23 protein-coding genes are annotated in these 18,752 nt (G+C 67.8%); 15 read left to right on the top strand and 8 right to left on the bottom strand.

Translation table 11 applies throughout. From position 1 onward, the window contains the following. Positions 1-24: 24 nt before the first annotated feature. The 11 genes from raiA (at position 25) to Q9R17_RS12970 (ending at position 8,394) form a co-directional block, all read left to right on the top strand. Entirely contained in the window at positions 25-342 is a 318-nt protein-coding gene (raiA, locus tag Q9R17_RS13020) for a ribosome-associated translation inhibitor RaiA (protein ID WP_308155027.1), read from the top strand. 21 nt (positions 343-363) lie between these two features. Continuing rightward, positions 364-816, top strand: a complete 453-nt coding sequence (locus Q9R17_RS13015) for a PTS sugar transporter subunit IIA (protein ID WP_308155026.1) — start codon at positions 364-366, stop codon at positions 814-816. Further along, a complete protein-coding gene (gene hprK / locus Q9R17_RS13010) occupies positions 813-1,763 on the top strand; it encodes an HPr(Ser) kinase/phosphatase (protein WP_308155025.1) in 951 nt (316 codons plus the stop codon). Before Q9R17_RS13015 ends, hprK begins: the two co-directional genes overlap by 4 nt. 24 nt (positions 1,764-1,787) lie before the next feature. Next, entirely contained in the window at positions 1,788-2,672 is an 885-nt protein-coding gene (rapZ, locus tag Q9R17_RS13005) for an RNase adapter RapZ (protein ID WP_308155024.1), read from the top strand. Positions 2,673-2,829: 157 nt separating this feature from the next. Beyond that, positions 2,830-3,222 (top strand): PTS fructose IIA subunit family protein, encoded by a 393-nt coding sequence (locus Q9R17_RS13000; protein ID WP_308155023.1) that lies wholly within the window; start codon positions 2,830-2,832, stop codon positions 3,220-3,222. Continuing rightward, positions 3,215-3,484 (top strand): HPr family phosphocarrier protein, encoded by a 270-nt coding sequence (locus tag Q9R17_RS12995; RefSeq protein ID WP_308155022.1) that lies wholly within the window; start codon positions 3,215-3,217, stop codon positions 3,482-3,484. Before Q9R17_RS13000 ends, Q9R17_RS12995 begins: the two co-directional genes overlap by 8 nt. 2 nt (positions 3,485-3,486) lie before the next feature. Further along, complete coding sequence (gene ptsP / locus Q9R17_RS12990) at positions 3,487-5,256, top strand: phosphoenolpyruvate--protein phosphotransferase (protein ID WP_308155021.1); 1,770 nt, start codon at positions 3,487-3,489, stop codon at positions 5,254-5,256. A gap of 43 nt (positions 5,257-5,299) precedes the next feature. Further along, a complete protein-coding gene (locus Q9R17_RS12985; protein ID WP_308155020.1) occupies positions 5,300-5,779 on the top strand; it encodes a hypothetical protein in 480 nt (159 codons plus the stop codon). 89 nt (positions 5,780-5,868) lie between these two features. Continuing rightward, positions 5,869-7,230, top strand: coding sequence for a magnesium transporter (gene mgtE / locus Q9R17_RS12980; protein ID WP_308155019.1), 1,362 nt, complete (start codon positions 5,869-5,871; stop codon positions 7,228-7,230). A 29-nt stretch (positions 7,231-7,259) separates the two neighbouring features. Next, complete coding sequence (locus tag Q9R17_RS12975; RefSeq protein ID WP_308155018.1) at positions 7,260-7,526, top strand: hypothetical protein; 267 nt, start codon at positions 7,260-7,262, stop codon at positions 7,524-7,526. Between the two features lie 70 nt (positions 7,527-7,596). Further along, positions 7,597-8,394, top strand: coding sequence for a prolyl oligopeptidase family serine peptidase (locus Q9R17_RS12970; RefSeq protein WP_308155017.1), 798 nt, complete (start codon positions 7,597-7,599; stop codon positions 8,392-8,394). A gap of 88 nt (positions 8,395-8,482) precedes the next feature. On the opposite strand, the gene Q9R17_RS12965 is transcribed toward Q9R17_RS12970, so the two are convergent. From Q9R17_RS12965 to Q9R17_RS12950, 4 genes are all read right to left on the bottom strand, one after another. Beyond that, positions 8,483-8,956, bottom strand: a complete 474-nt coding sequence (locus Q9R17_RS12965) for a transposase (RefSeq protein ID WP_308155016.1) — start codon at positions 8,954-8,956, stop codon at positions 8,483-8,485. A gap of 131 nt (positions 8,957-9,087) precedes the next feature. Continuing rightward, complete coding sequence (locus Q9R17_RS12960; RefSeq protein WP_308155015.1) at positions 9,088-10,038, bottom strand: aspartate carbamoyltransferase catalytic subunit; 951 nt, start codon at positions 10,036-10,038, stop codon at positions 9,088-9,090. Between the two features lie 19 nt (positions 10,039-10,057). Continuing rightward, on the bottom strand, positions 10,058-10,525 hold the full coding sequence (gene ruvX, locus Q9R17_RS12955; RefSeq protein ID WP_308155014.1) for a Holliday junction resolvase RuvX: 468 nt from the start codon (positions 10,523-10,525) through the stop codon (positions 10,058-10,060). Continuing rightward, entirely contained in the window at positions 10,518-11,084 is a 567-nt protein-coding gene (locus Q9R17_RS12950) for a YqgE/AlgH family protein (RefSeq protein WP_308155013.1), read from the bottom strand. The genes ruvX and Q9R17_RS12950 overlap by 8 nt, the downstream gene beginning before the upstream one ends. A gap of 78 nt (positions 11,085-11,162) precedes the next feature. Between Q9R17_RS12950 and Q9R17_RS12945 the strand changes: the two genes are divergently transcribed. Then, complete coding sequence (locus Q9R17_RS12945) at positions 11,163-11,702, top strand: DNA-3-methyladenine glycosylase I (RefSeq protein WP_308158341.1); 540 nt, start codon at positions 11,163-11,165, stop codon at positions 11,700-11,702. 12 nt (positions 11,703-11,714) lie between these two features. Here Q9R17_RS12945 and Q9R17_RS12940 read toward each other — a convergent pair whose 3' ends face one another. After that, positions 11,715-12,422 carry a YitT family protein gene (locus tag Q9R17_RS12940; protein ID WP_308155012.1) on the bottom strand — a complete coding sequence of 236 codons (708 nt, stop codon included), beginning with the start codon at positions 12,420-12,422 and terminating at the stop codon, positions 11,715-11,717. Positions 12,423-12,549: 127 nt separating this feature from the next. Between Q9R17_RS12940 and Q9R17_RS12935 the strand changes: the two genes are divergently transcribed. Next, positions 12,550-13,446 (top strand): LysR family transcriptional regulator, encoded by an 897-nt coding sequence (locus Q9R17_RS12935; RefSeq protein ID WP_308155011.1) that lies wholly within the window; start codon positions 12,550-12,552, stop codon positions 13,444-13,446. A gap of 6 nt (positions 13,447-13,452) precedes the next feature. On the opposite strand, the gene Q9R17_RS12930 is transcribed toward Q9R17_RS12935, so the two are convergent. The 3 genes from Q9R17_RS12930 to Q9R17_RS12920 form a co-directional block, all read right to left on the bottom strand. Continuing rightward, entirely contained in the window at positions 13,453-14,436 is a 984-nt protein-coding gene (locus tag Q9R17_RS12930) for an aldo/keto reductase (protein WP_308155010.1), read from the bottom strand. 172 nt (positions 14,437-14,608) lie between these two features. Continuing rightward, complete coding sequence (locus tag Q9R17_RS12925) at positions 14,609-15,751, bottom strand: PilT/PilU family type 4a pilus ATPase (protein ID WP_308155009.1); 1,143 nt, start codon at positions 15,749-15,751, stop codon at positions 14,609-14,611. A gap of 90 nt (positions 15,752-15,841) precedes the next feature. Then, positions 15,842-16,879 (bottom strand): type IV pilus twitching motility protein PilT, encoded by a 1,038-nt coding sequence (locus Q9R17_RS12920; RefSeq protein ID WP_308155008.1) that lies wholly within the window; start codon positions 16,877-16,879, stop codon positions 15,842-15,844. An 87-nt stretch (positions 16,880-16,966) separates the two neighbouring features. Here Q9R17_RS12920 and Q9R17_RS12915 point away from each other — a divergent pair, with 87 nt between their 5' ends. After that, positions 16,967-17,644, top strand: coding sequence for a YggS family pyridoxal phosphate-dependent enzyme (locus Q9R17_RS12915; protein WP_308155007.1), 678 nt, complete (start codon positions 16,967-16,969; stop codon positions 17,642-17,644). Between the two features lie 18 nt (positions 17,645-17,662). After that, positions 17,663-18,484: a pyrroline-5-carboxylate reductase gene (gene proC / locus Q9R17_RS12910; RefSeq protein WP_308155006.1), complete on the top strand. Its 822-nt coding sequence runs from the start codon at positions 17,663-17,665 to the stop codon at positions 18,482-18,484. Positions 18,485-18,752 lie beyond the last annotated feature (268 nt).

Raw genomic sequence — 18,752 nt, 5'->3', positions numbered from 1 at the left:
CAAATCCGAACAAGGAGAAACCCGATGCGCATCGAAACGTTTGGCAAAGACGTCGAAGTCACCCCCGCCCTGCAGTCCTATGTGGAGGAAAAACTGGCCAGGATCGGCAAGCACTTCGACCAGCACTGCGAGACTCGGGTCACCCTGAAGCTGCAGAAGACCGAACACCACGTCGATGCCAGCGTGAACATCCCCGGCCAGACCCTGCACGCCGAGGCCGGCGGCCAGACCATGTATGCCGCCATCGACCTGCTGGCCGACAAGCTGGACCGGCTGGTGATCAAGCACAAGGAAAAAAAACAGCAGCACGCACCGCTGCCGGTGGGTGACAATGGCGGCTGACCGCCGCCTCCGCTTCCCGACATGCCCCTGACCGACATCCTGGCCGCCGTGCAGACCCAGGTCTGCACGGCCCATGACCGCGACAACGTCCTGCGGGCCGCCGCCCAGCTGCTGGCCTGCCGCGAGGCCAATGCCGAGCAGATCTTCGGCGAACTGCGCCAGCGCGAAACGCTGGGCAGCACCGTCATCGGCCATGGCATCGCCATCCCCCATGGCCGCGGCTGCACCCTGGAACGCCCACGCGGCGCCCTGCTGCGGCTGCAGTCCCCGGTCGATTTCGGCGGCGATGAACCGGTGGACCTGGTGTTCGCCCTCGCCGTCCCCGCCCATTACACCCACCAGCACCTGATGCTGCTGTCCGAACTGGCCGAACTGTTCTCGGACCCGGCCATCCGCCAGGCCCTGCGCGCCGCCGGCGATGCCCGCGCGCTGCGCCAGGTGCTGGACTACCCGCCACCGGCCAGCGCCGCATGAATACCAGCATCACCGCCCGCGAACTGTTCGAACAGCAGCGCGATCGGCTGGCCCTGCGCTGGGTGGCCGGCCAGTCCGGCGAAAAGCGCGAGCTGGAAGCCGGCAACACGGTCTCCCGCCGCCCCTCCCTGGCCGGTTACCTCAATGCGATCTACCCCAACAAGGTGCAGATCCTCGGTACCGAGGAACTGTCCTGGTTGGACTCGCTGGAACCGCGCCTGCGCTGGGAAACCATCGAGCGCATCATGCAGTCGCACCCGCTGGCGCTGGTGATCACCCGCAACCAGCCCTGCCCGGAAGACCTGCGCGCGGCGGCCGACGAATCGCAGACCCCGCTGTGGGTATCGCCCAAGCGCGGCCATGAACTGCTCAACCACCTGTCCTACCACCTGGCACGGACGCTGGCACCGCGGGTGATCCTGCATGGCGTGTTCATGGAGATCTACTCCATCGGCGTGCTGATCACCGGCGAAGCCGGGTCGGGCAAGAGCGAACTGGCGCTGGAACTGCTCAGCCGTGGCCACCGCCTGGTGGCCGACGACGCCCCCGAATTCACCCAGATCGCCCCGGACGTGCTCGACGGCACCTGCCCGGAGCTGCTGCAGGACCTGCTGGAAGTGCGCGGCCTGGGCGTGCTGAACGTACGCGAGATGTTCGGTGACACGGCCGTAAAGAAGAACAAGTACCTTCGGCTGATCGTCCACCTGACCAAGCCGATGACCGAACCCACGCCCCATGGCTATGAACGCCTGACCGGCGATTCGGGCACCCGCCACGTGCTCGACCTGGATGTGCCGCTGATCACCCTGCCGGTGATGCCCGGCCGCAACCTGTCGGTGCTGACCGAAGCGGCCACCCGCCTGCACATCCTGCGCACCAAGGGCATCGACCCGGCGGCCATGTTCATCGCCCGCCACAGCAACCTGCTGGAACGGCGCACCCCCTGACCCTGCCCCACCACGAGCCTGTCCATGAGCACCGCAACGCCCTCCGCCCCGACCCTGATGATCGTCAGCGGCCTGTCCGGCTCGGGTAAATCCGTCGCCCTGAAGACCTTCGAGGACCAGGACTACTACTGTTCGGACAACCTGCCCATCCAGCTGCTGCCCGATTTCGTGCGCAGCGTGCTGGGCAACCTCGATGGTGGCGCGCCGCGACGGCTGGCCGTGGGTATCGACGTACGCGGGCAGAGCGACCTGGGCCAGCTGGCCCACTGGCGGCAGCTGGCCACCGATGCCGGCGTGGACGCGCAGCTGCTGTTCTTCGAGGCCAGCGACGAAACCCTGCTCAAGCGCTACGCCGACACCCGCCGCCGCCATCCGTTGAGCCAGCGCGGCCTGTCCCTGCCCGAGGCCATCGCCCGCGAGCGCGAACTGGCACTGCCCCTGCGCCAGCAGGCCGATGCCGTGATCGATACCAGCACCTTGAACGTGCACCAGCTGCGCCGCCGGGTCATCACCGAATTCGCGCTCGGCCACGCCACCCGCCTGTCACTGCTGTTCGAATCGTTCGCCTACCGGCGCGGCGTACCGGCCGAGGCCGATTTCGTGTTCGACGCGCGCATGCTGCCCAACCCCCACTGGGACCCGGAACTGCGTGCCCTCAGCGGCCGCGAGCCCGGCGTGCGTGACTACCTGGAAGCGCAGCCGGACGTGCAGCGCTACCTGGCCCAGCTGATGGACTTCCTCGACACCTGGCTGCCGAAGCTGGGCGATGGCACCCGCAGCTACGTGACCGTGGCCTTCGGCTGTACCGGCGGCAAGCACCGTTCGGTGTTCCTGGCCGAACGCATGGCCCGCCATGCCCGCGAGATGGGCTGGGACGACGTGGCCACCTACCACCGCGAACAGGATTGACCGTCGGGCGAAGACGGAACACTGGGCGTGGACCACGCCCTGCGTGGCGACCGCCCGCAGGGCATGGATCCAAGGGGGCGGAAATTCATGAATACGGGACACAGTGCCCCTCATCTGCTGCTATCGCCAGTTCACATTGACCTGTTAACGTGCAGTAATGACCTGTGGCATTCTCCTCGTAACACATCCCGGGGTCGGGACCGCCCTGCTTGACGTGGCGACCCGGCTCCTGCGGCACCTGCCGCTGAAGACCGAAGCTTTCGAAGTACCGTTCGATGCGGACATGGACGCCCTGCTGCCCCTCGCTTCCGCCGCCCTGCGGCGGGTCGATGGCGGTGCAGGCGTGCTGATCCTGACCGACCTGTACGGCGCCAGCCCCAGCAACCTTGCCGGGCAGCTGGCCCGGCTGGGGACCCCGGTTCGCCGGGTGTCGGCGCTGAGCCTGCCGATGTTGCTGCGGGTGATGAATTATCCGGAACAGGGCCTGGATCAACTGCCCGCCACTGCGGCGGCGGGCACCCGCAATGGAGCGATAGTCGACGATGCTTGAACGAGAACTCACCGTAAGCAACCGCCTGGGATTGCACGCGCGCGCCACCGCCAAGCTGGTGCAGACGCTGGCGCCGTTCCGCTGCAACGTGACCATGGCCGCCAAGGGCCGTGAGATCAACGCCAAGAGCATCATGGGCGTGATGCTACTGGCCGCCGGCCAGGGCACGCCGGTCACCATCCGCATCAGTGGCGAGGACGAAGCGGTCGCCATGGACGCGGTGGTCGATCTGTTCGAACGCCGCTTCGACGAGGACAGCTGAGGGTGCCGCGCGCCCGCGCGGGCGTCGCCGATACCGGCCAACGGCCGGTGTTGCTGCTGGCCGGCCACGGTGCCTCGCGCGGCACGGCGCTGGGCCGTGCCCGGGTGCGCCTGCCGCATGCCCTGGAAGTGGCCGAGCAACGCATCGCCCCGGCCCGGGTCGAGGCCGAACTGCAGCGCCTGCACCATGCCGTGGATGCCGCCCGTGCGGAAATGCACGAACTGCGCCAGCGCCTGCATGGCGCGCTGAACCAGGAAGTGGGCGAGTTCCTCGACCTGCATGCCCTGCTGCTGGATGACCCCGAGCTGCTGTTCGGGCTGGACGAACTGATCCGCAGCGGCCCCTACAGCGCCGGCTATGCCCTGCGCCTGCAGCGTGACCGCCTGGCCAAGGTCTTCGATGGCATGGACGATGCCTACCTGAAGAGCCGCATGGACGACCTGGACCATGTGATCGGCCGCATCCACGCCTTCCTGCAGCCGGAGCGGCCGCCGGCGGTGAAGGGCCTGGCCGGCGAGATCCTGGTCTGCGACAACATCGCCCCGTCCGAGCTGGCACAGCTGCAGTCGCAGGGCGTGGTGGCCATCGTCACCGCTGCCGGCAGCGCGCTCTCACACAGCGCCATCCTCGCCCGCAGCCTGCACCTGCCGTTGATCGTCAACGTGCCGCAGCTGCTGTGCAAGGTCAGCGATGGCGACGTGCTGATCGTCGATGCCAGCGACGGCAGCATCACCGTCAACCCGCAGGCCGACAACCTCAGCGACTACCGCCTGCGCCTGAAGGAACACGCGCGCGAACAGCGCGAACTCAGCCGCCTGCGCAGCAAACCCAGCCGTACCCGTGACCAAGTCGACATCGCGGTGCTGGCCAATGCCGAATCGCTGGACGATGTCACCCAGGCCCACGCGCTCGGCGCGCAGGGGCTGGGCCTGTACCGCACCGAATTCCTGTTCCTGCAGCGCAACGAACTGCCGGACGAGGAAGAACAGTTCCAGACCTACCGCGATGCCGCACTGGGCATGAGCGGCCGGCCGGTCACCATCCGCACCCTCGACCTGGGCGCGGACAAGGCCGACCGTACCGGCCTGACCCTGAGCAACGAAGAAAACCCGGCCCTGGGCCTGCGCGGCGTGCGCCTGTCGCTGGCGCGCCCGAAGGTGGCCGACACCCAGCTGCGCGCCATCCTGCGCGCCTCGGCCTACGGCAAGCTGCGCGTGCTGGTGCCGATGATCAGCACCCGCGAAGAGCTGCTGGCGGTGCGCCGGCGCATGCTCAAGCTGACCGAACAACTGCGCGCCGAAGGCCACGTGGTGGCCGAGCACGTGCCGCTGGGCGCGATGATCGAAGTGCCCGCCGCCGCACTGGCGCTGGAGAGCTTCATCGACCTGGTCGACTTCCTCTCCATCGGCACCAATGACCTGGTGCAGTACCTGCTGGCCGCCGATCGCAACAACGAAGCACTGGGCGAACTGTATTCGCCCCTGCACCCGGCGATGCTGCGGCTGCTGCAGATGGTCATCGAGACCGGCGCGCGCCACCGCATCCCGGTGGCGGTCTGTGGCGAGATGGCCGGCGATGCGCGCATGACCCCGCTGCTGCTGGCACTGGGCCTGACCGAATTCAGCCTGCACCCGGGCACCCTACTGGAAGTCCGCCGCGCGATCCGCGAAAGCGACCTGTCCGTACTGCGCGCGCGTGCGCCCAAGCTACTGGCCATGCGTGACCGGCGGGGCATCGAACGCTGGATGGCGCTGGTGGCCGATACGCCCTGAAGCGCGGTGTAGTCACGACCTGCTCGACTGGAACGCGTACGCCATGAAAGAAATGCTTCTTGCAGGGATCCTCATCGTTGCGACAGGCTCCGCACAGGCAAACGGCTGCCCGGGCGTTGCATCCGATACGTCCGTGGCAACGCTCAAGGCTGGCATACCACTGGAGAAGCCCGTGATCGTTGCCGGCTGCTTCCAGGGCACCCGCCACGGCATCTCCCTGCACGATTGCGAGAGCGGATTTGGATCCGGCCTCTGGCTGGAGTTCACGGAGGACCTGCGGAAGGCTCCATACGTGGATGCATTCATTACCGCGACGTTCCGGATGCAGGCCCATAGGGATCTGCCACCCCTGCATCTGCGCGTCAGCGGACATCTCCAACGGAGCGATGCCCATGTGCCGGGCGGGACCGTGTTTCTGGCCACCGCGCTCCAGTGCTTCGAGCCCCTTCCCGAAGCGGGGCCGGGCATGGCCCGGCGGACCGCCAAGCCCCTGCGGGAGGCAGGCCAGCGGGGTATGCGTTGAAACATCCCCTTGCGATAATGACGCGCTGAACACCCCTCTTGCCGCATCCTTGCCGGGATCGCGGCTTTTCTTATCCCGCGGGAGCTGCGATGGCTGAAGCCGTACGCCACGACAAGACTGCGCGCCAGCTGCGCATGCTGTCCGATGCCCTGGACAGTGGCCGCCTGGGGCCGGTGCGCCGGCTGGTCAACACGCTGGCGCCGGCGGAGATCGGCAACCTGCTCGAATCGCTGCCGCCGGGCAAGCGCGCGATCGTGTGGGGGCTGGTCGACCCCGAGGACGACGGTGAGGTGCTGGTCCACGTCGGCGAGGACGTGCGCGAAAGCCTGCTGGCGGACATGGACCCGGACGAAATCATCGCCGCGGTCGAAGACCTGGACATCGACGATCTGGCCGACCTGGTCGAAGACCTGCCCGATACGGTCATCGACGAAGTCCTCAAGTCGATGGACCGCGAGAACCGCGAGCGCCTGGAACAGGTGCTGTCCTACCCCGAGGACAGCGCCGGCCGCCTGATGAACCCGGACGTGGTGACCGTGCGCGCCGACGTCAACGTGGACGTGGTGCTGCGTTACCTGCGCCTGCGCGGCGAGCTGCCCGACCATACCGACCACCTGTTCGTGGTCAGCCGCCGCCACCAGTATCTGGGCCGCGTGTCGCTGGCTTCGCTGGTCACCCACGAAGACACCACGCCGATCAACCGCCTGATCGACGATGAGCAACCCGCCATCGATGTCGGCGAGAGCGACCAGGAAGTGGCCCGCCAGTTTTCCGACCATGACTGGATCTCCGCGCCGGTGGTGGACGACAACAACATCCTGATCGGCCGCATCACCATCGATGACGTGGTCGACATCATCCGCGCGCAGGCCGAGCACCAGGCGCTGGGCGCGGCCGGCCTGGACGAGGACGAAGACCTGTTCAGCCCGGTCTGGCGCGCCATGCGCCGCCGCCTGATGTGGCTGTCGGTGAACCTGTGCACGGCCTTCCTGGCCTCCAGCGTGGTCGGCCACTTCGAGGGCACGATCGACAAGCTGGTGGCGCTGGCGGTACTGATGCCGATCGTGGCCGGCCTGGGCGGCAATGCCGGCACCCAGGTGCTGGCGCTGATGGTGCGCGGCCTGGCGCTGGGCCAGGTCGGTGCCTCCAATGCCCGCACGCTGCTGTGGAAGGAAGTGCGCGTGGCCCTGCTCAACGGCCTGATGCTGGGCACGGTACTGGGCCTGATCGTGCTGGCCTGGTTCCATTCGCCGGGGCTGTCGGCGGTGATCGCCATCGCCCTGACCTGCAATCTGCTGTTTGCCGCCCTGGCCGGCGTGCTGGTGCCGCTGACGCTCAAGCGCTTCGGCTTCGACCCGGCCCTGGCCAGCGGCATCTTCCTGACCGCCGTGACCGACTCGATGGGCTTCTTCACCTTCCTCGGCCTGGCCACCCTGGTGCTGCTGCACTGACCGCTGCCAGGCCCCGACCGGAATTTCCCATGGCGACCACGATCGAAAACTATTTCCAGCCCGGCTGGCGCGAGCAGATGCATACCTGCGCCGCCTGCGAATGGAAGGGCAATGCACCGGCCATGACGATGGAGGTGGATGAAGATGCCACCGAATACGCCTGCCCGGTCTGCGAGAACCCGCTGCTGGTGGTGATGCACCCGGATCTGGAACAGGTACAAGCGGCCGCTGCCAGCGGCAATGACGAAGCCCAGGCCTACCTGGCCATCATCGCCGACGCCCCGCGCCCGGACTGATGCGCTGCACGATGCCCTGCTGGGCTGGGGGCGCTACCATGAAAACGATTACATTCATGGAGCGATCGTCATGGCCCGTCCGTTGTCCCGCTGGCTGCCCTTGCTGGCCCTGCTGATGCTCGCCGGTTGCGCCACCACCCCGGCGGACAGCGCGCGCGGCCGTTTCGAAGCCCGCGCCGTGAAGGTGGACGGCCAGACCGCCTACTACCAGGTGTTCATCCCCGCGATGGCGGCACGCACGCCCGGCGCGCTGCCGGTGGTGCTGTTCCTGCACGGCTCGGGCGAGCGCGGCAACGACGGCGTCAAGCAGACCCATGCCGGGTTGGGCCCCTACCTGCGTGACCACCCGGACTTCCCGGCGCTGGTGGTACTGCCACAGGTGCCGCGGCACCAGGAATGGAGCGGCCACAGCAACCGCGCCGCGTTGGCCGCACTGGACGCCACGATCGCCGAATTCGGTGCCGACCCGGCGCGGCAGTACCTGACCGGCATGTCGATGGGCGGCTACGGCACCTGGAACATCGCGTTGGACCAACCCGGCCGCTTTGCCGCGCTGGTGCCCGTCTGCGGTGCGGTACTGGCCCCGCGCGCAGTGCGCCCCACCCTGTTCGTGGAACAGGTCGAGCACGAAGCCGATCCCTATACGGCCATCGCCGCGCGGTTGAAAACCACCCCGGTGTGGATCTTCCACGGCGCGCGCGATGATGTCGTACCGCCCGCCGATGACCGCCGCCTGCATGCCGCCTTCCAGGCCGCCAATGCGCGCGATGTCCGTTACACCGAGTACCCCGATGGCAATCACAACGCCTGGGATGCCACCTATGCCGATCCGGCGATGTGGACGTGGTTGTTCGCGCAGAAGCGCTGACAGCTCCGGTAGCGGCCAACCTTGGTTGGCCCACGGGCACCCGAAATGATCCGAATGCCGCGCCGGTGGATGCCAACCTTGGTTGGCGCTATGCCAGCGCGTCACATGACGTGCCGAGCTCCCACGCGCACCACGCGTGCGGATACTCCCCCAGCTGCGTTGCCAGCCCAGCCCTGACCGGGTTGGCCATCAGATACATCGCATGCCGGTGCAGCGACTCGTCCGAACGAATCGCGTGGTCGTGATAGCAGGCCTGCCAGAAACGCCCAACCCGCCCCAGCAACCGGTTTGCCTGCAGGGCGGTACGCGACTTGAATCGCTTCATCACATTCTCCAGTGTCCCTGCGCGCAGTTCGACCAGCCAGTGGATGTGATCGGGCATGACCACATAGGCAATGGAATGCGTGAATCCTTCCTGATCGAGCCTCTGGAACTCCCCAAGGGCCAGGAGCGCCGCCGCATCGTTGGCGAACAACGGTGCGCGGCCGTCCACGACCGTGGTGAGGATGTAGGAGAGGCCGACGCTGGAATGGCGGCCGACAAGAAGGCGGACGTTCTGCATGGAGCAAGCATGGCCCGGCATGCGTGCCGGGAACATCGGAAAACAGCGTGGCTTCGGGTAGGTCAGTGCCAACCAAGGTTGGCATCTACCAAAGAGGGGCGTGCGCCAACCAAGGTTGGCAGCTGCCAGGATCAGCCCAGCAGCGTTTCCAGCACGGCCATGCGCACGGCAACGCCGTTGGCGACCTGGCGCAGCACCCACGACTGCGGGCCGTCGGCCACTTCGTCAGTGACTTCCACGCCACGGTTGATCGGGCCCGGATGCAGTACCGCCGCGCCCTTGCCGGCGCGGGCCAGGCGGTCGTTGGTCAGGCCATAGTCGGCGTGGTACTGCTCCAGCGACGGCACCAGGCCTTCTTCCATGCGCTCGCGCTGCAGGCGCAGCATCATCAGCGCGTCGGCACCTTCCAGCAGCGCGTCGAAATCCTGGCCGACGATGCAGCCCTTGAGGGTTTCATCGTCCGGCAGCAGCGACTGCGGGCCACACACGCGGATCTCGCCCACGCCCAGCGTGCGCAGCGCATGCAGGTCGGTGCGGGCCACCCGCGAATGCTTCACGTCACCGACGATGACCACCTTCAGCTTCGAGAAATCCGGGCCCTTGGCCTGGCGCAGGGTCAGCATGTCCAGCAGGCCCTGGGTCGGGTGCGCGCTGCGGCCATCACCGGCATTGATCAGCGCGGTGCCTTCGCCGGCCGCGGCGGCCAGTTCGGCTACCGCGCCGTCATCGGGGTGGCGCACCACGAAGCCACGCACGCCCATCGCTTCCAGGTTCTTCAGCGTGTCGCAGGCGGTTTCACCCTTGCGCGTGGACGAGGTGGACGCATCGAAGTTCAGCACGTCCGCGCCCAAGCGCTGCGCGGCCAGCTGGAACGAGCTGCGGGTGCGGGTGGAGGGCTCGAAGAACAGCGTGCACACCGCCGAACCGGCCAGCACCTGGCGCTTGTTGCCGACCCGGCCGACCGCTGCATCGCGGATCTGCCCTGCCCGGTCCAGCAACTGCAGCAACGTCTCGCGGGGCAGGCCCTCAAGGGTGAGCAGGTGGCGCAGGCGGCCGGAAGCGTCGAGTTGCGATGCGGTCATGGCGAGGGTGTCAGGCAGGTCAGGGAATGGGGATGGCGTCGTCGGGCGATGACAGCCAGCGGTCGATGATCACCGCGGCGGCCACGGCATCGAGGGCGGCCGCATCACGGCGGCGCTTGCGCCCTTCGGCGCGCTCGGTGGCGAAGCGGCGCGCGGCCTCGACCGAGCTGGAACGCTCGTCGATCATCACCACCGGCAGCTTGAAGCGTTCCCGCAGCTGGCGGGCGAAGCCCTGCGCGCGCTTGCGGTTGGGTTGGTCCTGGCCGTCCAGGGTGAGCGGATCGCCCACCACCAGGCCGTCGGGCTTCCATTCCTTGAGCAGGCGCTCGATGGCGGCCCAGTCCGGGCCATTGCCATGCACGTCGACCACGGCCACCGCCCGCGCATGCGCGGCAAAGGCGCTGCCGATGGCCACGCCGATACGGCGCGAGCCGACATCGAAGCCGAGCACGGTGCCATCGCGGCGCAGAGCGGCCGGCTCAGACATGGCCGCTGTAATCGGTCAGCCGGAACAGGTCCACGCCGATGCGGGCGGCGGCCCCCTGCCAGCGTTCTTCCAGCGGGACATCGAACAGGATGCCGGCATCGGCCGGTACGGTCAGCCAGCTGTTCTCGGCCAGTTCGCCTTCCAGCTGGCCAGCGCCCCAGCCCGCACAGCCCAGGGTGACCAGGGCGTTGGCCGGGCCTTCGCCGCGGGCCATCGCCTCGAGGATGTCGCGCGAGGTGGTCAGATACAGCCCCTCGCCCACCGCCAGGCTGGAATCCCATTCGCGCGCATCGTCGTGAATGACAAAGCCACGCTCGGGGTGCACCGGGCCGCCGTTGAGCACCATGCGGCTGCGCAGGCGCTCGTCGCTGGTGCGGATGTCCATCTGGGCCAGCACCTCGCCCACGGTGTACTCGGAGGGCTGGTTGACCACCACGCCCATCGCCCCGTTGCCGTCGTGCTGGCAGATCAGCGCGACGCTGCGGGCGAACGGCGCCTCGGTCAGCGAGGGCAATGCCACCAGCAGGTGATCGGCGAGGGAGGTCGAGGTCACGGACATGCCGCCATTCTAGCCGCTGGCCACGGCATTCGCCCGCATGGCGCGCATAATGAACGGCCCTTGCCAGAGGAGTTGCCGGTGTCCGGTTACTGCAGCATCGCCCCGGGCCACCCGGTGCACGATTACTACCACGCCCACGAGTACGGCTTCCCGCAGCGCGACGAGCGCGAGCTGTTCGAGCGGCTGGTGCTGGAAATCAACCAGGCCGGGCTGAGCTGGGAAACCATCCTGAAGAAGCGCGAGGGCTTCCGCCGCGCCTACGAGGGATTCGAGGTGGACCGCGTGGCCCGCTACGCCGAGCAGGACATCGAGCGCCTGCTGTCCGATGCGGGCATCATCCGCAACCGGTTGAAGGTGCTGGCGGCCATCCACAACGCCCAGGTCATCCAGGGCCTGCGTGCCAGCCATGGCAGCTTCGCCGCGTGGCTGGACGCACACCACCCGCGCAGCAAGGCCGAGTGGGTGAAGCTGTTCAAGAAGACCTTCCGCTTCACCGGCGGGGAAATCACCGGCGAGTTCCTGATGAGCCTGGGCTACCTGCCCGGTGCGCACCATGAAGGATGCCCGGTGTATGCGCGCATCGCCACGCTCACGCCGGCGTGGATGCAGGCCGTCTGAGGCGGTGCGGCCTCAGACGCCCATGTAGCGCCCGGGGCGGTGGTTGAACATCAGCACCAGCGCCAGCACCACCGCGCCGATGGCTGAATAGAACACCTTCGACGGCGCCAGCACGAAGAACGCGGCCACCATCAGGCAGCTGTCGAAGGACAGCTGCACCTTGCCGGCACTCCAGCCACGGGTGCGCTGCAGGTACACCGCCAGGATGCCGATGCCCCCCAGGCTGGCACGGTGGCGGATGAAGAACAGGATGCCCAGGCCGGACAGTGCGCCGCCGACCAGCGCCGAATACAGCGGCGCCATGTTCGCAAAGTCCACCCAGCGCGGCATGATGTCGGTCAGCACGCCGCAGGCCGTCACCGCGGCGAAGGTCTTCAGGGTGAATTCCCAGCCCATGCGGCGCACGGCCACCCAGTAGAACGGCAGGTTCACCAGCACGAACACCAGGCCGAAGTTCCAGCCCAGCCCGTAGTGCAGCAGGAACGCCAGCCCGGCCATGCCGCCGATCATCAGCCCGCCCTTGGCGAAGATGGCCAGGCCCAGCGAGGCCACCAGCGTGGCCAGCACCATGCCCTGCACGTCTTCGGCCACCGAATGGCGCAGGGCTTTTTCATCGGCGGCGGTACCGGCACTGTCGGCGGGCGGGGTCAGCGGGCCGGCGGTGACGAGGTGGCCGTCAGCGTCGTCACACGGCACGGGGCCATGGGATTGGAGGGACATGGGGCTGGGGGGACTGCGGGTGGGGAGCGGTATTAGACACGATCGGGGTGACAGTTGCAGGTGAAATCGATTCAGCCCCGACGGCCCGGGCAACGGCGGGCCCCCTGCCCGGCCGTATCATCCCTGCATGCCGCGCGAAAACCTCAATGACCTGCTCGCCTTCGTTCATGTTGCCCGCGAAGGCAGTTTCACCCGCGCCGCCGCCCAGCTCGGCGTTTCCCAGTCCGCCCTGAGCCATGCGATGCGGGCGCTGGAGGAGCGGCTGGGCGTGCGCCTGCTGACCCGCACCACCCGCAGCGTGGCGACCACCGAAGCCGGGGCCCGGCTGCTGGACACCCTGGCCCCGCGCCTGGCCGAGATCGAGGACGGCCTGGCGGCGCTGGCCGAGTACCGCGAGCGCCCGGCCGGCACCATCCGCATCACCGCCGCCGGCCACGCCGCCGAGCGCCTGGTCTGGCCCCGGCTGGCGCCGGTGCTGCGCCAGTACCCGGACCTGAAAGTGGAACTGACGGTCGACTACGGGCTGGTCGACATCGTGGCCGCGCGCTACGACATCGGCGTGCGGCTGGGCGACCTGCTGGCCCGCGACATGGTGGCGGTGCCGATCAGCCCGCCCCTGCGCATGTGCGTGGTGGGTACGCCGGGGTACTTCGCCGACCACCCCCCACCGCAGCACCCGGACGATCTGGCCGCGCACAACTGCATCACCCTGCGCCTGCCCACCCACGGCGGGCTGATGCTGTGGGATTTCGGCCGCGATGGGCAGGAAACGAGCGTACGCGTGTCCGGGCAATGGACCTTCAACACGCACACGCTGATGCGCGAAGCCGCGCTGGCCGGCAGCGGCCTGGCCTGGCTGCCACATGGCCAGGTGCAGGCGGCGCTGGAGGCTGGCCACCTGCAGGCGGTGCTGGAGGACTGGTGCCCCGATTTCGAGGGCTACTACGCCTACTACCCGTCGCGCCGGCAGGTCACCGTGGCGATGCGCACCGTGCTCGACGCACTGCGCGCCCCCCTGGACTGAACCGCGTCAGCCCTTGGCCTGTGCGGCACGCTGCGCGTTGTAGCGCTCGCCGACAATGGCCACTTCATCCAGCGCCCGGCCGATCTGGGCCTGGTCGTCCTCGCTGAGCTGCACCTGCAGTGCCTCCAGGTTTTCCTGCAGGCGCGGCACCTTGGTGGTGCCGGGAATCGGCACGATCCACGGCGCCTGGGCCAGCAACCACGCCAGCGCGACCTGTGCCGGCGTCGCCCCCTTGCCGGCGGCAAGGGTGATGATGCGGTCCACCAGCGCCTGGTTGGCACGGCGGGCCTCGGCGGCAAACCGCGGCAGGGTGTTGCGGAAGTCGTTCTCGGCGAAGGTGCTGTCGGCACTGATCGCGCCGGTCAGGAAACCACGACCCAGCGGACTGAACGGTACGAAGCCGATGCCCAGTTCCTGCAGGGCCGGCAGCAGCTCGCGTTCCGGCTCGCGCCACCACAGCGAGTATTCGCTCTGCACCGCCGCCACCGGCTGCACCGCATGGGCGCGGCGCACGGTCGCCGCACTGGCTTCGGACAGGCCGAAATGGCGCACCTTGCCTTCGGCGATCAGGTCGCGCACGGTGCCGGCCACGTCCTCGATCGGCACATTGGGGTCCACGCGGTGCTGGTAGAACAGGTCGATGTGATCGGTGCGCAGGCGCTTGAGGCTGGCCTCGGCGACGGCGCGGATGTTTTCCGGGCGGCTGTCCAGGCCGGTATCGGCCTGCGCGTTCCTGAAGCCGAACTTGGTGGCGATCACCAGCTGGTCGCGGTACGGCGCCAGCGCGTGGCCGAGCAGTTCTTCGTTGGTGTACGGGCCGTAGACCTCGGCCGTGTCGAAGAAGGTGACGCCGCGCTCGACAGCCGCGTGCAGCAGCGCGGTAGCCGAGGCGCGATCGGTGGCCGGGCCATAGGCATGGCTCAGGCCCATGCAGCCCAGGCCCAGAGCCGAAACCTTCAGGCCGCTGCGGCCGAGTTCGCGAAACTGCATGGTGGTGCTCCTGCCGGTGACCCGGCCTGAAAGGGGGAGCGACCACCATACGCCCGATGCACGATGGGATTGAGCGGGCTGGCATGCAGTCGGTCATGACTGCTGTTCATCAATCCCGCAGCACGCCCATCACTGCCGTGCCCGTCCCGCCGAGGCGAGGCGTTGGCCTGCCTCACCGGATATCGGAAATCTCCACGCCATCCAGGCCCTGCGACAGGGTGCGGGCATCGCCGCCCTGGCTGAGCTTGATGCGCAGGCGCACTTCGTTCTGCGAATCGGCGTAGCGCAGCGCGTCCTCGTAGCTGATCTCGCCGGCCTGGTACAGCTCGAACAGGCTCTGGTCGAAGGTCTTCATGCCCAGCTGGACCGAATCCTTCATCACTTCCTTCAGCTTGTGGATCTCGCCTTCGCGGATGTAGTCCTGCACCAGCGGCGTACCCAGCATGATCTCCATCGCCACCTTGCGCGAACGCCCATCGGGCGAGGGCACCAGCTGCTGGGCGACCACGCCCTTGAGGTTCAGCGACAGGTCCATCAGCAGCTGGTTGCGGCGGTCTTCGGGGAAGAAGTTGATGATGCGGTCCATCGCCTGGTTGGCGTTGTTGGCGTGCAGCGTGCACAGCACCAGGTGGCCGGTCTCGGCAAAGGCGATGGCATGGTCCATGCCTTCGCGGGTACGCACCTCGCCGATCATGATCACGTCCGGTGCCTGGCGCAGGGTATTCTTCAGTGCTGCTTCCCAGCTGTCGGTATCGATGCCCACTTCGCGCTGGGTGATGATGCAGCCTTCGTGCTTGTGCACGAACTCGATCGGGTCTTCGATGGTGATGATGTGGCCGGTCGAGTTCTGGTTGCGGTAGCCGATCATCGCCGCCAACGAGGTGGACTTGCCGGTACCGGTCGCGCCCACGAACAGGATGATGCCGCGCTTGGTCATCGCCAGCGTCTTGATGATCGGCGGCAGGCTCAGTTCTTCCACGGTGGGAATGCGCGTCTCGATACGACGCAGCACCATGCCGACCTGGTTGCGCTGGTAGAAGCAGCTCACGCGGAAACGGCCGACACCGGACAGGCCGATGGCGAAGTTACACTCGTGGGTTTTTTCGAACTCCTCGCGCTGCGCCGGCGTCATCACGTTCAACACCAGATCGCGGCTCTGCTGCGGCGTGAGCGGCGTCTGCGTGATGGGCGAGATCTTGCCGTTGACCTTGATGGCCGGCGGCATGCCCGCGGTGATGAACAGGTCCGAGGCGCGCTGGTGCGCCATCAGCTTGAGGAACGAGGTGAAATCGATGGTGGTGGCGGTGGTGTTCACGGCAGGCTCCAGGAATCGGGTCGGAAACGAACGGGCTGACGGCAACCGGGGCAACACGCGATGCAGCGCGATGCCCGGCAGGGCCCCGCCTTACTCGAACAGACGCTTGTCCTTGGCGTACTCGCGGGCCTGGTTGCGGGTGATCAGGCTGCGCTTGACCAGGTCCTGCAGGTGCTGGTCCAGGGTCATCATGCCGTACTGCTGGCCGGTCTGGATGGCCGAATACATCTGCGCCACCTTGTCCTCGCGGATCAGGTTGCGGATGGCCGGGGTGCCGACCATGATTTCCCACGCGGCGGTACGGCCACCGCCGACCTTCTTCAGCAGCGCCTGCGAAATGACCGCGCGCAGCGATTCGGACAGCATCGAGCGCACCATCGGCTTTTCACCGGCCGGGAACACGTCGATGATGCGGTCGACGGTCTTGGCCGCCGAGCTGGTATGCAGGGTGCCGAATACCAGGTGGCCGGTTTCGGCCGCCGTCAGCGCCAGGCGGATGGTTTCCAGGTCGCGCAGTTCGCCGACCAGGATGATGTCCGGGTCTTCACGCAGCGCCGAGCGCAGCGCTTCGTTGAAGCCATGCGTGTCGCGGTGCACTTCGCGCTGGTTGATCAGGCACTTCTGCGAGGTGTGCACGAATTCGATCGGGTCCTCGACGGTGAGGATGTGGCCGTATTCGTTCTTGTTGATGTAGTCGATCATCGCCGCCAGCGTGGTCGACTTGCCCGAGCCGGTCGGCCCGGTCACCAGGATCAGGCCCTGCGGCTGCTGGATGACCTCGCGGAACAGCGGCGGGCAGGCCAGGTCCTCGAGGGTGAGCACCTCGGACGGAATGGTACGGAACACCGCACCGGCACCGCGGTTCTGGTTGAACGCGTTCACGCGGAAGCGCGCCAGCGACGGGATTTCAAAGGAGAAATCCACCTCGAGGAATTCCTCGTAATCGCGGCGCTGCTTGTCCGACATGATGTCGTACACCAGCGCGTGCACCTGCTTGTGGTCCAGTGCCGGGATGTTGATGCGGCGCACGTCGCCGTCCACGCGGATCATCGGCGGCAGGCCTGCGGACAGGTGCAGGTCCGAGGCTTTGTTCTTTACGGAAAACGCCAACAGTTCGGCGATATCCATGAGCGGCTACTCCCCAATAACGGCTTCGACTGGAAGGTTCTTTCCCCTGGCGGCAGTATAGCGTCCTGATCGAACGGAACGTGTCACGTGGCCAGCCCCCTGCCCCAGATCCTGAGCAATCTCACCACCGCGGCCCACACGGCCGGGCGCCCGGTCCCGGCCCTGCTGGCCGTGTCCAAGACCCAGCCCGCGCAGGCCGTGGCCGCCCTGGCAGCGCAGGGCCAGCGCGCGTTCGGCGAAAACTACGTGCAGGAAGCGCTGGCGAAGATGCAGGCGCTGCAGGCACTGGATCTGGAATGGCACCTGATCGGCCACCTGCAATCGAACAAGGCCGAATCCGTCGCCACGCACTTCGACTGGGTGCAGAGCGTGGACCGCCCCAAGCTGGTGGCCGCCCTGGCCCGCCATCGTCCCGCCACACGCGGCCCGCTGAACGTGCTGATCCAGGTCAACATCGATGATGAGGGCAGCAAGCATGGCTGCACGCCGGCACAGGTGCCCGCGCTGGCTGCGGCGGTCGTGGCCGAACCGTCCCTGCGCCTGCGCGGCCTGATGGCCATTCCCGCCCCGTGGCCCGAGGCCTCGCGCCGGCGCGAGGCCTTCGTGCGCATGCGCGGCCTGTTCGACGCGCTGGCCGCGCAGCACAGCGGCATCGATACGCTGTCGATGGGCATGAGCAGCGACTACGCCGAGGCGATTGCCGAGGGCGCCACCCTGGTCCGTATCGGTACTGCCCTGTTCGGCGCGCGCCCGCGCCCGGCCTGAACCTGCAAGGAGAGTGTCATGACAACGGGATCCATCACGTTCATCGGCGGCGGCAACATGGCCCGCAGCCTCATCGCCGGCCTGGTGCGCCAGGGCGTGCCGGCCACGCAGATCCATGTGGCCGAACCGGTGGCCGCTCTGCGTGAGGGGCTTGCCGCCGACTTCGGCGTGACCACCTACGCCGAGGCCACCGAGGCCGCTGCCCACGGCACGACCTGGCTGCTGGCGGTGAAGCCGCAGGTACTGCGCGAAGTCTGCCAGTCCTTGCAGGCATTGGCCCGGCAACAGCCTCCCCTGGTGGTATCCATCGCCGCCGGTATCACCAGTACGCAACTGCAGCGCTGGCTGGGCGGCGACCTGCCGGTGGTCCGGGCGATGCCCAATACGCCCGCGCTGCTGGGGGCCGGCGTGACCGGCCTGTATGCCACCGGGCGCGTGGACGAAGGCCAGCGTGCGCAGGCCGACCGCGTGCTGGCCAGCGCCGGACGCACCGTGTGGATCGAGGATGAAGCACAGATGGATTCGGTCACCGCTGTGTCCGGCAGCGGCCCGGCCTACGTGTTCCTGCTCGCCGAAGCGATGGAAGCGGCCGGCATCGCCCAGGGGCTGCCGGCCGATGCCGCGCGTACGCTGGTCGTGCAGACCCTGCTGGGCGCGTCGCGCATGCTCGATGAAGCCGGCGAAAGCCCGGCCGAACTGCGCCGGCGGGTCACCTCACCCAACGGCACCACCCAGGCTGCGATCGAACGCTTCCAGGCCGGTGGCTTCGAGGCGCTGGTCGAGGCCGCCCTACGCGCCGCGCAGGTGCGCGGGCAGGAATTGTCGGCAGCGAACGAGTAGATCCGCGCCATGCGTGGATGATGGCCCGCGTTCTCCACGCATGGCGTGGCGCTACAAGATGCCGCCCGCCCCCACGCGAAAAGCCGTCGTAGATCCACGCCATGCGTGGATGGGGGCCTACGTTCTCCACGCATGGCGTGGCGCTACAGGGTGCCGCCCCCTTGCGAAAAGCCGTTGTAGATCCACGCCATGCGTGGATGATGGCCCGCGTTCTCCACGCACGGCGTGGCGCTACAGGGTGCCGCCCCCTTGCGAAAAGCCGTTGTAG

The organism is Stenotrophomonas sp. 24(2023) (genome assembly GCF_030913365.1).
In the GTDB taxonomy this organism is placed as follows: Bacteria; Pseudomonadota; Gammaproteobacteria; order Xanthomonadales; family Xanthomonadaceae; genus Stenotrophomonas.
The sequence above is the reverse complement of the archived record's forward strand: the minus strand, read 5'-3'. Positions and strand labels throughout refer to the sequence as shown.